14 protein-coding genes are annotated in these 15,448 nt (G+C 31.8%); 10 read left to right on the plus strand and 4 right to left on the minus strand.

The genetic code is table 11. The annotated features are described in order from the left end of the window. Positions 1-43 precede the first annotated feature (43 nt). The 4 genes from ASC41_RS15645 to ASC41_RS15660 form a co-directional block, all read right to left on the minus strand. Positions 44-838, minus strand: coding sequence for an AraC family transcriptional regulator (locus ASC41_RS15645; RefSeq protein ID WP_055437602.1), 795 nt, complete (start codon positions 836-838; stop codon positions 44-46). A 316-nt stretch (positions 839-1,154) separates the two neighbouring features. Further along, entirely contained in the window at positions 1,155-4,817 is a 3,663-nt protein-coding gene (purL, locus tag ASC41_RS15650; RefSeq protein ID WP_055437603.1) for a phosphoribosylformylglycinamidine synthase, read from the minus strand. Positions 4,818-4,978: 161 nt separating this feature from the next. Then, a complete protein-coding gene (locus ASC41_RS15655) occupies positions 4,979-6,817 on the minus strand; it encodes an endonuclease (protein ID WP_055437604.1) in 1,839 nt (612 codons plus the stop codon). Positions 6,818-6,835: 18 nt separating this feature from the next. Then, positions 6,836-8,050 carry an RsmB/NOP family class I SAM-dependent RNA methyltransferase gene (locus ASC41_RS15660; RefSeq protein WP_055437605.1) on the minus strand — a complete coding sequence of 405 codons (1,215 nt, stop codon included), beginning with the start codon at positions 8,048-8,050 and terminating at the stop codon, positions 6,836-6,838. Positions 8,051-8,303: 253 nt separating this feature from the next. Here ASC41_RS15660 and ASC41_RS15665 point away from each other — a divergent pair, with 253 nt between their 5' ends. From ASC41_RS15665 to ASC41_RS15710, 10 genes are all read left to right on the plus strand, one after another. Continuing rightward, on the plus strand, positions 8,304-8,819 hold the full coding sequence (locus tag ASC41_RS15665) for an RNA polymerase sigma factor (protein ID WP_241489685.1): 516 nt from the start codon (positions 8,304-8,306) through the stop codon (positions 8,817-8,819). 53 nt (positions 8,820-8,872) lie between these two features. Then, on the plus strand, positions 8,873-9,178 hold the full coding sequence (locus ASC41_RS15670) for a hypothetical protein (RefSeq protein WP_152971494.1): 306 nt from the start codon (positions 8,873-8,875) through the stop codon (positions 9,176-9,178). A 58-nt stretch (positions 9,179-9,236) separates the two neighbouring features. Then, entirely contained in the window at positions 9,237-9,713 is a 477-nt protein-coding gene (locus tag ASC41_RS15675) for a Spy/CpxP family protein refolding chaperone (protein ID WP_152971495.1), read from the plus strand. 135 nt (positions 9,714-9,848) lie between these two features. Further along, positions 9,849-10,133 (plus strand): EF-hand domain-containing protein, encoded by a 285-nt coding sequence (locus ASC41_RS15680; RefSeq protein WP_055437609.1) that lies wholly within the window; start codon positions 9,849-9,851, stop codon positions 10,131-10,133. 41 nt (positions 10,134-10,174) lie between these two features. Next, entirely contained in the window at positions 10,175-11,641 is a 1,467-nt protein-coding gene (locus ASC41_RS15685) for a CotH kinase family protein (RefSeq protein ID WP_055437610.1), read from the plus strand. A gap of 107 nt (positions 11,642-11,748) precedes the next feature. Continuing rightward, complete coding sequence (locus tag ASC41_RS15690) at positions 11,749-12,498, plus strand: hypothetical protein (protein WP_055437611.1); 750 nt, start codon at positions 11,749-11,751, stop codon at positions 12,496-12,498. A 66-nt stretch (positions 12,499-12,564) separates the two neighbouring features. Continuing rightward, complete coding sequence (locus ASC41_RS15695) at positions 12,565-13,098, plus strand: EF-hand domain-containing protein (protein ID WP_055437612.1); 534 nt, start codon at positions 12,565-12,567, stop codon at positions 13,096-13,098. Continuing rightward, positions 13,067-14,215, plus strand: a complete 1,149-nt coding sequence (locus tag ASC41_RS15700) for a YHYH protein (RefSeq protein ID WP_241489686.1) — start codon at positions 13,067-13,069, stop codon at positions 14,213-14,215. Before ASC41_RS15695 ends, ASC41_RS15700 begins: the two co-directional genes overlap by 32 nt. 22 nt (positions 14,216-14,237) lie before the next feature. Continuing rightward, positions 14,238-14,561 carry an EF-hand domain-containing protein gene (locus ASC41_RS15705; RefSeq protein ID WP_055437613.1) on the plus strand — a complete coding sequence of 108 codons (324 nt, stop codon included), beginning with the start codon at positions 14,238-14,240 and terminating at the stop codon, positions 14,559-14,561. A gap of 79 nt (positions 14,562-14,640) precedes the next feature. Next, positions 14,641-15,447: a YHYH protein gene (locus ASC41_RS15710; protein ID WP_055437614.1), complete on the plus strand. Its 807-nt coding sequence runs from the start codon at positions 14,641-14,643 to the stop codon at positions 15,445-15,447. Position 15,448: the final 1 nt, after the last annotated feature.

Below are 15,448 nucleotides of genomic sequence, written 5' to 3' on the forward strand. Positions count from 1 at the left end.
ATTAAATTAATTACTTATGTAAAAAATCGTAATATCTACTATTTTAAGTGTTTTTTATTATTTCACTTTCATTTTCAAAATAGGCTTTTGGAGATTGATTCATAAAATATTTGAACTCTTTAGAAAAATGTGAACCATCATGAAAATTATAAATTTGGACTAAGTCTTTAAATTTAAGTTCGTTCTCATTATATCTTTTCATTAATAATGTAAAACGAAACAATCTGGCATATTTTTTTGGAGTTAAACCAACAATTTGTTTAAACTTAGTTTCTAATGTTTTTTGAGAAACAGGAATTTGTTCTAAAAGATCGCTAATTGAAATTTGTCCTCCTTTTTTATTAATTATATCTAATGCGAGATCTATATTTTCTGTATGATTATTAATATGCAATGGTTGTTTCCGTAACAGTTCTTCTAAAGATTTAAGAGCATCTTCTCCACTTAGCATTTTGTTAAAAAATGGCATTAATGTATTGTAAAGTGGTTTCGAAAAATCACTTAAAGGTAAATGCTTGTTGTTTATTGTTGAAACATCTAATTTGGAAAGTTTATGTAATGCCGTTGGATGAAATATAATGCCAACACATTCTGTCTCTTCATCAATATTTAATAAGTAGGATTTTTTTGTTTGCCCAGTTACAATAAGGTCTTTAGCAGTAAATAGTGTTTCTCCCACTGTTATTTTGTGTAAACCTTTATAAGTGAATGTCATAGAGTGATTTCCATGAGGAAGTATTTTACTTTTAAAAGGAAGATTCGATTCTGGGATTTTAAATTCAAAAATTTTTTCAATTAAATTTGATGAATTATTGCTTTCACATGCACTATAAATCATATTTTTTGGTTGTGGTTTATCAATTAGATAGCTACACAAAAATATGAGATTTCTTACTAATATACATCTAGGAATTGCGTTTTAACGTTTAGAATTCCTTTCGTATTATTAAACCGTTTTTTATCACTGTTGTTTAATAAAGATTTAAAGCTTTAATGTGTTGTTATATATTAAGTTAGTAAAAAATAATAATTTTATAGAATATGGACTAAGAGATGTAATATAGTTAAACTAATTATAGCAAAAGAGGATAAAAAAAAACGGTTTAAGAATAAGTTCTTAAACCGTTTTTTATAGAAATATAATTTCTTTAATTTTATTTATTCTGAGCTATAATCCATTGTTTAGCATTCACGAAAGCCTCTAACCAAGGTGAAACTTCATCTTTTCTGTCTTCTGGGTAATTTGCCCAGTTCCATTGAAAAGTAGAGCGCTCAATATGTGGCATAGTTACTAGATGTCTTCCAGTTGTATCACAAAGCATTGCTGTGTTAAAGTCTGATCCATTTGGGTTATTCGGGTAACCTTCATAACCATATTTAGCAACAATATTATATTGGTTTTCTTCTTTTGGTAAGTTAAATTTACCTTCACCATGAGAAATCCAAACACCTAAAGTAGTACCTTCTAAAGTAGATAGCATTACTGAATTGTTTTTCTGAATAGCTACTGATGTAAACGAGCTTTCATGTTTTTTAGATTCGTTATGAATCATTTTTCCATGTACATCGTGCTCTGGATTAATAAGATCAAGTTCCATAAATAATTGGCAACCGTTACAAATACCAACAGATAAAGTGTCTTCACGATTAAAGAAATCGTTAATTACTTTATTCGCTTTTTCGTTGTATTTTATAGCTCCAGCCCAACCTTTTGCAGATCCTAAAACATCAGAGTTAGAGAAACCTCCAACAGCTCCTAAAAACTGAATGTCTTCAAGTGTTTCACGACCAGAAATTAAATCGGTCATATGTACATCTTTAACATCAAAACCAGCTAAGTACATAGCATTTGCCATTTCACGTTCAGAGTTTGAACCTTTTTCACGAAGAATCGCTGCTTTTGGTCTTGTATTTTCTATAGCCGGTAACTTTCCTGTAAAATGTTTAGGGAACGTATATTTTAATGGTTGATTTTTATAATTGTTATAACGTGCTTCAGCTAAATTATTAGCAGTTTGCTTTTGGTCTAATAAGAAAGAGGTTTTATACCAAACATCACGTAAACGTGATACCGTCATAGTAAAAACTTCAGCGTTATTAATGATGCTTAACGTATCACTCTCTGTAACTTTTCCAATGTTGAAAAAATCAATGTTAGCATCTGCTAATACTTTTTCTATTGAAGCATCTTTAGATTGGAAAACAATACCTGTATTTTCAGCAAATAATACTTTAAAAGCATCTTTTTCGTTGATAGCTGTAATGTCTAATTCTGCACCTAAATTGTTATAAGCAAAACATAATTCTAAAAGAGTAGTAATTAAACCACCTGAAGCAACATCATGTCCTGCAACAATTTGTTCTTCTTTTATTAGTTTCTGAATGGTATTAAATACCGTTTTTACATAATCAGCACTTTTAACATTAGGAGTAGTGTTTCCTATTTTGTTATTGATTTGTGCAAACGAACTACCACCTAATTCATAAGAATCTTGAGAAATATTAATATAATAAATATCTCCTTTTCCTTGTTTTAAAACAGGCTCAACAACTTTAGATATTTCATTACAATTTCCTGCTGCCGAAATAATAACTGTTCCAGGAGAGATTACCTCTTCGTTAGGATATTTCTGCTTCATAGAAAGAGAATCTTTTCCAGTTGGCACATTAATACCTAAATCTATAGCATATTCTGAAATTGCTTTTACGGCTTCGTATAAACGTGCATCTTCACCTTCATTCTTACAAGGCCACATCCAATTTGCAGATAGAGATACACTTTGTAATCCATCCTTTAAAGGAGCCCATATAATATTTGTTAAAGCCTCGGTAATACTGTTTCTACTTCCTGCTACAGGATTTATTAATCCTGAGATAGGAGAGTGGCCAATAGATGTTGCAATACCTTCTTTACCCTTATAATCTAGAGCCATAACACCTACATTATTTAATGGTATTTGTAATGGTCCAACACATTGTTGTTTTGCTACTTTTCCACCAACACAACGGTCTACTTTATTTGTTAACCAATCTTTACAAGCAACAGCTTCTAACTGTAATACTTGGTCTAGATAGTCATAAAAATTATCAGTATTGTATGAGATTCCACCGTAGTTTCTATCTACAGTAACATCATTCATTATTGTTTTAGGAGAACTACCAAACATATCTTCTAAAGCTAAATCCATTGGTTTATCACCTTTGGTTTTAGATTCGAAAGTAAAACGGTGGTTTCCTGTAACTTCACCAACAGTATATATTGGAGAACGCTCACGTTCTGCAATTTTATTTAAAGTCTCTAAATGTTTTTCGGCAATTACTAATCCCATACGTTCTTGAGATTCGTTACCAATTATTTCTTTTGCAGATAATGTAGGGTCTCCAACAGGTAGTTTATCTAAATCTATCTTTCCACCAGTATCTTCTACTAATTCACTTAAACAATTTAAGTGACCACCTGCACCATGATCGTGAATAGAAACAATAAAGTTTTCTTCGCTTTCTACCATGCCACGAACTGCATTTGCAGCACGTTTTTGCATTTCAGGATTAGAACGTTGTACAGCGTTTAGTTCAATTCCTGAGCTAAAAGCTCCAGTGTCTGCACTAGAAACAGCAGCTCCTCCCATTCCAATTCTGTAGTTTTCACCACCAAGAATTACAATTTTATCACCAGTTTTTGGAGTGTCTTTTAAGGCTTGTTCTGCTTTACCATAACCAATACCACCGGCTTGCATAATTACTTTATCGAAACCAATTTTTCTAGCGTCTTGTTCGTGTTCGAAAGTTAATACCGAACCACAAATTAATGGTTGACCGAATTTGTTTCCAAAGTCTGATGCACCATTACTAGCTTTTATTAAAATATCTACAGGAGTTTGGTATAACCAATCTCTAGCTTCCATTTTTTGTTCCCAAGGTCTATTTTCTTCTAAACGAGAATAAGATGTCATGTAAACAGCAGTTCCTGCTAATGGTAAAGAACCTTTTCCACCTGCAAGTCTATCTCTAATTTCTCCTCCAGCTCCAGTTGCAGCTCCATTAAAAGGCTCTACTGTTGTTGGAAAATTGTGTGTTTCTGCTTTTATTGAGATTACAGATTCGTAGTTTGATGTTGTATAATAATCTGGCTTATCTGCTGTTTTAGGAGCAAATTGTTCCACTTTTGGACCTTTAATAAAAGCGACATTATCTTTATAAGCCGAAACAATATCGTTAGGATGTTGTTTTGCTGTCTCTTTTATTAATTTAAAAAGTGATGTTCGTTTTTCTTCTCCATCAATAATAAAAGTACCATTGAATATTTTATGACGACAATGCTCAGAATTAACTTGAGAAAAACCAAAGACTTCAGAATCTGTTAAAGGTCGTCCTATTTTTTTTGAAACACCTTCTAGGTATTCAATTTCTTCATCGTTTAAAGCTAAACCTTCTTGTTTGTTGTAAGCCGAAATATCCTCGATATTAAGTATAGTTTCTGGCTTAATGTCTATTTTAAAAGACTCTTGGTTTATGCTGTTGTATTTTTCAGAAATCATAGGATCGAAATCCTTGAAATCCTGCTTACAGCTTTCAAATTCTTCAATTCTAATAATGCCTTCTATTCCCATATTCTGGGTGATTTCTACAGCATTGGTACTCCAAGGTGTTATCATGGCTGCACGTGGTCCAATAAAAAAAGCGTCTATAGATGCTGCATTTATTTTTGGTTGGTCGCCAAATAACCATGTCAATTTTGAGATGGTTGTAGTTGATAATTCTTTTGTTGCTTGAACAGCATATAGTTTACTGTTTTGGTTTCCGAAGAAATGAATCATTTTATAGTTGTTTGAGTTGTTTTTAAAAACACAAATTTAGGTTTTTTAGTTAGATTTTTTAACTAAAAAAGTGACTTAATTTTATAGTTATTCACGTGGTTATTAACCAAAAAAAAAAGCGATTCGTTTAGAATCGCTTTTTTTATATAATTTATTAAAGATTATCCTTTTACTAATTTCTTTGAAATGCTTCCGTTTGGAGTTTCTAATTTTAGTATATAAACACCTTTGTTTAATCTAGATACACTTACTTGTTTGTTAGTAGGAGTAACGTTTCCTTCTAAAACTTTCTTACCTAATATAGAGTAGATTTCAAAACGAGTGTTTTCTTTTACATCAATATTTAAAAGGTTTCCTTTAGTAGGATTCGGATAGATTTTAATCGCATTTAATGAAAATTCTTCAACGCTTAATGAAGGATAACAAGTCCATGATAAATCATCAATTCTAACTCTATTAGAAGAAGACAGGTTCTCTAAAACTATTGTTACGTTTCCTATTATGTTTATATTAGAAATAGTAGTAGTTGTACTAGTTGTATTATCGTCAGTATAAGGAATAGAGCCTACAGAAGTTCCATTTACTTTAACATCAAAAGTTCCTGCAGAACCTCCAAAAGCTAATTGTGTAGTTACTGTTAAGTTTTCAATACCATTGCTAATTGAAGGAGATGTTAAAGATCCGTTTCTAATACAGATTGATCTTGTATTTAATGGTTGGTCTGTTCTTGCATCTGTTGCTGTCCAACCATTTGCAATACCATCTACTCCTGTCCAAGTTCTTGTGGCGTATGATCCAGCATTAGCAGGAATGTTTTCGAAGCTTTCGTTTACACAGTCTGATCCAGTTGTTCCTCCTGCAAGTGTAGTTTCAGTATCGGAAGCACTTAAGTTAGAGGTGTTAGCTGCAGCATCATTTGCTAAAACGGTAAATATATAAGTTGTTTCAGAGCTCAAGCCAGTAACCGTAAATGTAGTTGCATTAGAGCTTGTTGTTACATAAAAAGCACCATCAACATATATATCGTAGTTTGTTACTGTAGTATTGTCTGTAGAGGCTGTCCAAGCTAAATCTACAGAACTAGCAGTTGGATTGGAAGCTACTAAATTTGTTGGTGTTGTAGGATCTTGCGTATCTGGATTCGGGTTCCAGATTAAATCTGCATATTCAGGATGATCTACAAATGGATTTGCATTACCTTGAAAATTAAAAGCAGCATTGTTTCTGTCTCTTTCTCTTTGATCTACGGGATCTACGTTATTGTGCCAATCTAATAATGTATCGATTGCCCAAGGAAAAAATACTTGATCGTTACTACCATTAAACATTTCGAAACTTGTATATCCATCTATAGTATTTTCGTAACGAGTAGCAAAGTATAATATAGCTCTAGCAATATCTCCTTTAAACTCATCTATAGGTTCAAATACAACGCCGCTGTATCCTGCAGCTGCACTGGATCCTCTTTTAGATCCATTTAAAGAAGTCCATGTCGCATTAGCAACATTAGCAAAAGGATAACTACTTCTAAAGTTATTAACTCTGCAATCTGTTGGTATTACATGATGTATATCACTTTGCATTGGAAAAGCACTGTTAAAAGAGGATTGAGGAACTATGTGTTCTCTATTGTAACAATCTCCTTCAGAATTTTGGTTTCCACCTTCATCTACATTGTGTGAAAAGTTGTATGGGTCTGATCCTGATGGGTTTTCAGAATACATATCTAAAACTGTTCCGTCGTTTTCGTATACGTTTCCTGAAGAAACATTAACATCGGAGTGCGTGTCTACATAACCTTGAGACCCACTAACTCCAGAACCATCGTATAATTGATCGTAAGTTCTTGCAGTATGTCCATTAGCTGTAATATCTCTTAATTCAGTTTTTAAGGTAAAACCTATTAATCCATTTGCACTGTCGTAATAATCAGCAGGAATCTGTGCTATTGCAACAAATGTTGTTAGTAAAAAAGTTATTGTAAGGTAAAAGTGTTTCATGTTAACTAATTTTTAATTTTAAGACTTCTTTTCTAAAAGCGCCATATAGAATCCGTCGAAACCAGATTCGTGAGATAGAATTACTTTGTCTTTAATAAAAGTAAAATCTTTCCCATTATCCGAAGTTAAAAACTTTTCAACTTGTTCATTATTTTCAGAAGGTAAAATAGAGCAAGTAGCATATACTAACTTTCCTCCAGGTTTTACCATTCTAGAATACGAGTTTAAAATCTCTTGTTGTGTTTTTTTAATTTTCTCAATAAATTCTGGTTGCATTTTCCATTTTGCATCAGGATTTCTACGTAATACTCCTAATCCAGAACAAGGTGCATCTATTAAAACACGATCTGCTTTATCGTATAATTTTTTAATTGGTTTGGTAGAATCTATCACTCTCATTTCTATGTTGTGAGCTCCAGCACGTTTTGCACGACGCTTTAATTCTTTTAATTTATTTTCATAAATATCCATTGCAATTATCTGACCTTTGTTTTCCATTAAGGCAGCAATGTGTAATGTTTTTCCACCTGCACCTGCACAAGTATCTACAACTTTCATTCCACCTTTTACGTCAAGAAATTCTGCAACTAATTGAGAAGATGCGTCTTGCACTTCAAACCATCCGTTTTTAAAAGCTTCTGTTGTAAACACGTTTCCGCGCTCAGCAAGTTTTAATGCACTTGGATGTCCTTTTAATTCTTCAGTTTCAACGTCTAAATCGAATAAAGCTGTTTTTAATTGCTCTTTTGTTGTTTTAAGTGTGTTTACTCTTAAAATAACATCGGCTTGTTGGTTAAGAGCAGTAGCTTCTTTGTTCCAAATTTTTTCGCCTAATTCAGACACAATTAACTCGTCCATCCAATCTGGAAAAGACTCTTTTATTTTTCTAATTTTAGACAGCTCATCAAAACGTCCTTTAATTTTTCTGGTTGGCGTACCTTCAAAATAAGTCCAATCTGGTAATTTTATTCCTTTTAATGTCGCCCAAACGGCAAATAAACGCCAAATATCATCGCGCGAAAAAGGTTCTTTTACGCCTGCAATTTCCGCGTATAGACGTTTCCAACGTACTATATCATAGGTTGTTTCGGCAACAAAACCACGATCTCTACTTCCCCAACGTTTATCTCGTTTAAGAAGTTGTTGTACTACTTTATCTGCATACTTGCCTTCGTTAAAGATTAATAATAATCCATCAACGGTAGCAAAACATAAATTTCTGTGTAATCTCATTTTCAATATTTAATCCAATTAAAAATCAAGTTATTTTGATGTTTAATTCAGCATGCAAAGGTACGTTAAAAGTTTAATAGTTGAAGAGTTTAACTAAAGTGTTATCTTTTCCAAAAAAAAATATTTTTGCGCAAGTTTTTAATTTCTATTGCATCTAAATACTATTAATATAATTTTCTAATTCTTTTTTTTGACTGAAACCGAATTCATAAAACAATTAATAAATAAAAGCCAGCTAGCTTATAGTACTCTTTTGGACGATTTTCAACAAAAGGTATTTGCTACTTGTATTTCTTTTGTTCCTAATACTGAAGATGCCGAGGATATTGCACAAGAAGTTTTTGTTGAAGTGTTTAATTCTATACATAAATTTAAAGGTGATTCTAAATTATCTACTTGGATTTATCGAATTACAACCAATAAGTGTTTAGAGTTTATAAGAAAGAAAAACACTAAAAAACGTTTTGCTTTTTTGCAATCTATTACAGGAAATGCAATACCAATGGATAAGACTTCATACTTTACAGAGATGAATCATCCTGGAGTTGTATTAGAAAATAAAGAGACAAGTGAAACTTTGTTTTATGCCATTAACCAATTGCCCGAAGCACAGCGTGTTGTTTTTACACTTCATAAAATAGATGGCAAAAGTTATAAGGAGATAAGTGAGATTACAAATAAGAGTTTATCTTCTATAGAATCTTTAATGTTTAGGTCTAAAAAGAGCTTACAAAAATTATTAGAAAATTTTTATAAAAATGGTAATTAGCGCAAGTTTTTTATAAAACCTGCATCTAAAGAAATATAGTAATGAATACAAATATGAATATACAAGATAATGTTAAAAAGACTTTAGAAGTCTTTGATACAATGGAAACGGTAAAAGCGCCTCCTTTTTTTAAGGATAAAATGATACAACGTTTATTTGCTGAAAAAGAAAAAACGGCATCTGTATCTATTTGGAGTTGGTTTACACCCCAATTACAATTAGCAACTTTAGTTTGTGTTGTTTTTGTTAATGTTTATGCAGTAAAAGAAATAAAGAGTTCTAAATATGAAGCTTCAATAACGAGTTTTGCTTCAGATTATGGAATTACAGCAGATCAAGAATCTTCTCTTTTTAATTAATAAGACTATTGTTGCGTAATAAGAATATGTGCAGCTATAAAAAGTAATAATAAAGACAATGAAAAAAAATAGCGTTTTATATATACTCCTTGTAGTATTAATAATAATGAATGGTTTTTTCTTATATAATTATTTAGGAAGACCGGAGCATAAAGGACCAAAAGAAAATGATGAATTTATTGTAAAAGCATTAGGATTAAATGAGACACAATTAAAGCAATTTAAAAGTGTCGAAAAAAATCATCACGACAGTATGAAAAATATTGGAGATAATGTTAAGGTTTATAAAGATGAATTGTTTGGAAAAATTTTAGCTTCAGAAGTTAATCAAGATGAAATAGATAGCTTAATAATATTAATTTCAGAAAAAGAAATACTAAAAGAAAAAGCTGTTTTTAATAGACTTCGCGGCATTTACAATTTATGTAATGCAGATCAAAAACAACGTTTTAGTAATATTATAAAAAAAGCACGTAGACCAGATGGACCTGGAGCAGAAGGTCCAAGAGGAGGAAGACCGAATAGACCAGAATAGCTGCTGTTTACAGAAAGATTTTAAAAGACCTTTATTTTTATAAAGGTCTTTTTTTTGTGTTTTATTTAACAAAAGCATGCACAAGTTATTTATTGAGGTAGCATCTAAAAGTACATAACAAATAAAATTTAGATTATGAAAAGCAACACATTTAGAACAGCTGTATTAGTTTTTGGACTAACAGTATTAGTCGGTAATATTTCTTTTGGACAATCGGAAAACAGAAAAGAAAAAACACCTCCTACGTTTAGCGAGTTATTAAAAGAAATGGATAAAAAGGAAGATGGAAAGCTTGAGAAATCTGAGCTTAAAGGTCCGTTAAAAGAAGACTTTTCTAAAATAGATACAGATGAAGATGGTTTTATTTCTGAAAAAGAATTTAAAAAAGCACCAAAGCCAAAAAGAAGAGAAAGAAAATAGAAAAGACTAATTAGCAGTTAAATAAACCAAAAATAAACGGAATGAAAAGATTAAAAAGAAACCTAAACCTATTTATTGTAGCAATAACATTTGGTGCTACCTTATTAACCTTTAATGCCTGTGCTAGCGATGAAGATATTGCGGCTGTAGTGGCAGACGAGGAAGCGGCAGAAGCGGCAGACGATAGCGATTTTGTAGCAACAGATTGGACAGCAGAAACACATAGTAAAGATGCAGACCCTAATTTTGACGAAGTCTTTGAAGACAATGCAGTAAAAAGACTAGATATTGTTATTACAGAAACACGTTGGCAAAGTATGTTGGACGATATGACTAATCTTTACGGAACGTTTGGTTCTGGAGCAGTTGGACCAGGAGGACCAGGAGGTGGTGGGCCAGGAGGTCCGGTTGAAACTACTTTAGATGAGGAAGATCCAATTTTTGTGCCAGGTGAAGTGTTTTATAATGGAAAAGAATGGTATAGAGTTGGTGTCCGTTTTAAAGGAAATTCAAGTTTAAAAACAAGTTGGGAAAGTGGTATTTTAAAACTGTCTTTTAAATTAGATTTCGATGAGTTTGAAGATGATTATCCTCAAATTGATAACCAGCGTTTCTATGGCTTTAAAAAATTAAGTCTTAAAAATAATTTTAACGACAATTCTATGCTTCGAGAAAAAGTAGCTACAGATGTGTTTAGAAATGCAGGTTTAGTATCTTCTCATGCTGCATTTTATACTGTTTATGTAGATCATGGAAATGGACCTGAATATTTTGGAGTTTATACTTTAGTTGAAGAAGTGGATGATACTGTTTTAGACGAACAATTCTCAGACGATAATGGTAATTTATATAAGCCAGATGGAGATGCAGCAACTTTTGCTCTAGGTACTTATAATGAATCTGAATATGTAAAGAAAACAAACGAAGATGAAGGTGATTTTTCTGATGTAGAAAGCTTATTATCAATTTTACACGACGACACTAGAACTACAGATCCTGTGGCTTGGAGAACAAATCTTGATGCTGTTTTAGATACTGATGTGTTTTTAAAATATCTAGCAGTAAATACAGTGATTCAAAATTGGGATACTTATGGTAGAATGACGCATAATTACTTTTTATATAATAACCCAGATACTAGTAAGCTAACTTGGATTCCTTGGGATAATAATGAAGCTCTAGAAACTGGTAATATGGAAGGAGCTTTACCTTTAGATTTTTCTGGATTAAACGCGAGCGAATGGCCTTTAATTGGTTATCTATATCAAGATTCGGTTTATAAATCTCAATACGATACTTATGTTCAAGAAGTTGTAGATGGTGCATTTAATGTAAGCACAATGCAGTCTACTTATTCTACTTATGCATCATTAGTGCAGCCATATGCAATTTCTGAAATTGAAGGTTATACATTTTTAAGTAATAGCTCAGATTTTCAAAATGCAGTAAACGAACTTAATACTCATGTTTCAGCAAGAGCAAGTGCTGCAAGTGATTATTTAAATTAAAATTTTGGTTGGTTAGTAGTGAAAAGGCTCTGTAAGGTGAAATTTATAGAGTCTTTTTTTTATAAAAAAAAAAGTAAATTATTATCATTTTTAAAGCACTACAAAGAATGAAGATTTTCAGAAAACTTAGAAGAACTTTAATAGCTTCTGGTAAAATTAAAAGCTACTTAATTTATGCTTTTGGAGAAATTGTATTAATTGTTATCGGTATTTTAATTGCGTGGAAAATTAATAGTTTAAACGAAATACGAAAAAATAAAATTGTAGAGCATAAAATCTATCAAAGTTTAAACGAAGAGTTAGATTCTAATTTAAAAATTTTGGATTCTTCAATATATAGATATTCAGAAAATGTAAAAATCATTAGTAACACAATAAGGAATGTTGGTTTGCAACCAGAAGAGATAACAACTCAATTAAAAAAGGATATTGTTTTACTTAACTATAAACTAACTCAGTTACATGATGGCGCAATAAACTCTATAAATAGCACAAATAAATTTGAGTTTATAGAAAGTGCAGTATTAAAACATTTAATAGCATCTTACCCAAACGAATTAGACAATTTTAACAGTCAGGAAGCTAAAATTGAAAACATTATAACAAACCGATTAAAACCAGAAATAGAATTGCATGTTTCTTTATTAGATATTGTTTCTAACCGAGACATCGGCTTCAAAACAGCAAACTCTTTTTCCACACAATCTAATTATGTCGCCCTTTTAAATAGTAGAGGCTATCAAAATGCTATGGTCGATAGGTTAATACAAACAGAAATACAATTAGCAAATAGTATAAGTTTAAGAGATAAAACAAAAACTATAGCATCTAAATTAAATGTAGAATTAGGTATTTAGAAAAAAGTAATAGTTTAGCGCAAGTTATTTTAAAATTACACATCTAAACATTAAAAACAAATTAAAATGAAGAACAATAAACTAACACTTACAATTTTCACATTACTATTAACTATAGGTTTATATGCACAAGGACGTCCAGGCGGTGGCGGTGGTAGAGGTGGAAAAGGTGGAGGACAAAGAGGCGGGCAGCCTGATGCTTCAGAAATCTTTTCTAAGTTAGATACTAATAACGATGAGAAAATAGATAAAGATGAAGCTTCCAAAGATAAAAGAGGGGAAATTTCTGAAAATTTCGACGAAATAGATAGTAACGAAGATTCATTCATCGATTTAGAAGAATTAAAAGATTCTTTAGAGAATAGATCATCTAAAAGAAAACCTAAAAAAGTATCCCCTAAAAAGTTAATAAAAGAAGTCGACGATAACGGAGATGGTTCATTGAACGCGTTAGAAATTGCAGTAAAAAGAAAGCATGATTTAACTGAAAACTTTGCAGAAATAGATACGAATGGTGATAGCGAACTTGATTTGGCAGAGTTAGATGCCTATTATGCTAACACTAAAGATGATAATTCAAAAAAAAGAAAAAGAGATTAAGTTTTTAAAACTAAGCGAAACGATGAAAAATAATTATAAAATTATAGCTGTTTTTACTATTGGTCTACTAGTTAGTTGTAATAGTCATAAAAACAAACATAGTCACGACGGAGTAGATTACCACTCACACGAAAACGAAAAGAATGTTCACGACAAAAATAATTATTTTGAAGCGTATAGTTTAGAAGATGAAAGTTATGGTACTAAAACAGAGGTTACAATTTCAGGTAACGATCGTGTTATGGTAACCAATTCTTTACCAAATCATAAAACTGGAGTATTTCCAAATCAAGGTAATCCAAACAGTATTTCTGCTCAAAATATAAGCTATACTTTTCCATTAAACCCTAAGTATACAGGTAAATCTCAATGGATGAGAGAGCCAGGTGTAGCACTTAATGGTATTAAATTTGAACCTCAAACCGCTGAGGTTGTTGTTTGTGAAACTGGAGAAAATTATAGAGTAGAAGCAATACAAAATGTAATTGACTTAGGTTTAGACTTTAATCATGCACACGTACAACCAACAGGAACATACCATTATCATGGTACACCAACATCTATGATTGAAAAATTTGACACAGGCGAAGACCTAGTTCATATAGGTTTTGCACATGATGGTTTTCCAATGTATTACTCAAAAAGCGGAAAATATAAACCAAGTTATAAATTATTAGAAGGTAATAGAGAAGGAGAAGATTGTACTTACGATAATCCTATGGAACATATGGATATATCGTTAGGTGGTCATCATGATGGTACTTATGGTTCAGATTACGAATATGTAGATACTTATGGCGATTTAGATGAGTGTAATGGTACTACCATCGATGGAAAATATATGTATTTCGTAACTAATGAGTTTCCATATGTAGGACGCTGTGTAATGGGAGAGGTAGAAACACAACAACAAGGACCGCCAAGAGGAGAAAGACAAGGAGGGAGAGAAGGAGGAAGACCTAGCATAGCTCAAATTATAGAGCAAATGGATGCTAATAAAGATGGAAAAATATCTATTACTGAAGCAAAAGGTCCCTTAAAACAAGATTTTACTCAAATAGATTCGAATAAAGATGGTTTTATTTCAAAAGAGGAATTAACCAAAACAAAGAGATAATTAATATTTATAAACACATAAAATGAAAAATCAATTAAGAAATATAGCAGTAATAGCATTATTAGTAGCATTTACAAGCTGCGGCACCACAAACTCAAATACAACAACTAGTAAAAGTGAGCAAACCGAAAGAAGAGTAGGTAAACAAGGTGGTGGAGAACGTCCTAATGCGGTTCAAATGTTAGAACAAATGGATACTAACAACGATGGTAAGATTTCTAAAGATGAAGCAAAAGGACCATTAAAAGATGGTTTCTCAAAAATAGACACAGATAGTGATGGTTTTATTTCTAAAGAAGAGTTAGAAAAAGCACCTAAACCTGAAAGAAGAGGAGGTAAGAGATAAAAAATAAAATTTTTAAAATAAAACACAAGTTTTATTTTATTTCAGCATCTAAAGACTAAAACAATAAATATATATAAACATGAAAACAAATTTTAAACCTTTAATATTAACTGCAATTACAGCTTTTGCTGTATTTGCGTGTACTAGTAACGATGATAGTTCAACAAGTGCAGATAGTAATGATACCGATGAAATTGCAGACGAAGAAGTAGTAACAGAGTTGCATGCTGCCTATGGAGCGTTTAATGCAGATGCAGTTACCGCTATTTTATCAGATGATGGAACTGAAGTCTATATTGAAACAACAGGTTTTCCAGATCATACTTCAATTTATTGGGAAGAGGATAATGCACTTTATCTTGATGAAACTAGTGCCGGTGTTGTGAAAACAACTCAAAACACTTATATTGGTGGAGGTCAAGGAGAGGCTGCAAGTTTTACAGTTGATGCCATACCAAATTTAACAGGTAGTACTGTTTCTACACAATTAAATACTATTGGTATTGCCGTTAGTGGTGCGTCTATATTTAACGACCAAGAAGGTGCAGGAGATTTAGATGATGCTGCTGGAAGTTTAGATTGGGCTGGTGGTCATAAAGGTCCTGGTGTGTATCATTATCACTTAGAACCTACACCAATTTCTAGCGATGATGATAGTTTAGTTGGTATATTGCTTGATGGTGTATTTATTTATGGAAGACAATGTAATTCTACAGGAACAAATCCTACAGATTTAGATGCGTCAGGAGGTCATACATCTACTACACAGTATACAGCTGGAGAGGAAGAGTATCATTATCATATTATTAATGAAGTCTATACTACAGGTAATTACGCATATACACCTGCCTATGTTCTTTTTGCAGGACCTTTTCAAGGATACTAAC

The organism is Lacinutrix algicola, from assembly GCF_001418085.1.
Lineage (GTDB): Bacteria > Bacteroidota > Bacteroidia > Flavobacteriales > Flavobacteriaceae > Lacinutrix > Lacinutrix algicola.

Excerpts from the sequence above, each read along its gene's own strand:
- ASC41_RS15645 (WP_055437602.1), bottom strand. The coding sequence starts at position 838 with ATGATTTATAGTGCATGTGAAAGCAATAATTCATCAAATTTAATTGAA.
- purL (WP_055437603.1), bottom strand. The coding sequence starts at position 4,817 with ATGATTCATTTCTTCGGAAACCAAAACAGTAAACTATATGCTGTTCAA.
- ASC41_RS15655 (WP_055437604.1), bottom strand. The coding sequence starts at position 6,817 with ATGAAACACTTTTACCTTACAATAACTTTTTTACTAACAACATTTGTT.
- ASC41_RS15660 (WP_055437605.1), bottom strand. The coding sequence starts at position 8,050 with ATGAGATTACACAGAAATTTATGTTTTGCTACCGTTGATGGATTATTA.
- ASC41_RS15670 (WP_152971494.1), top strand. The coding sequence starts at position 8,873 with ATGAATATACAAGATAATGTTAAAAAGACTTTAGAAGTCTTTGATACA.
- ASC41_RS15675 (WP_152971495.1), top strand. The coding sequence starts at position 9,237 with ATGAAAAAAAATAGCGTTTTATATATACTCCTTGTAGTATTAATAATA.
- ASC41_RS15680 (WP_055437609.1), top strand. The coding sequence starts at position 9,849 with ATGAAAAGCAACACATTTAGAACAGCTGTATTAGTTTTTGGACTAACA.
- ASC41_RS15685 (WP_055437610.1), top strand. The coding sequence starts at position 10,175 with ATGAAAAGATTAAAAAGAAACCTAAACCTATTTATTGTAGCAATAACA.
- ASC41_RS15690 (WP_055437611.1), top strand. The coding sequence starts at position 11,749 with ATGAAGATTTTCAGAAAACTTAGAAGAACTTTAATAGCTTCTGGTAAA.
- ASC41_RS15695 (WP_055437612.1), top strand. The coding sequence starts at position 12,565 with ATGAAGAACAATAAACTAACACTTACAATTTTCACATTACTATTAACT.
- ASC41_RS15700 (WP_241489686.1), top strand. The coding sequence starts at position 13,067 with ATGATAATTCAAAAAAAAGAAAAAGAGATTAAGTTTTTAAAACTAAGC.
- ASC41_RS15705 (WP_055437613.1), top strand. The coding sequence starts at position 14,238 with ATGAAAAATCAATTAAGAAATATAGCAGTAATAGCATTATTAGTAGCA.
- ASC41_RS15710 (WP_055437614.1), top strand. The coding sequence starts at position 14,641 with ATGAAAACAAATTTTAAACCTTTAATATTAACTGCAATTACAGCTTTT.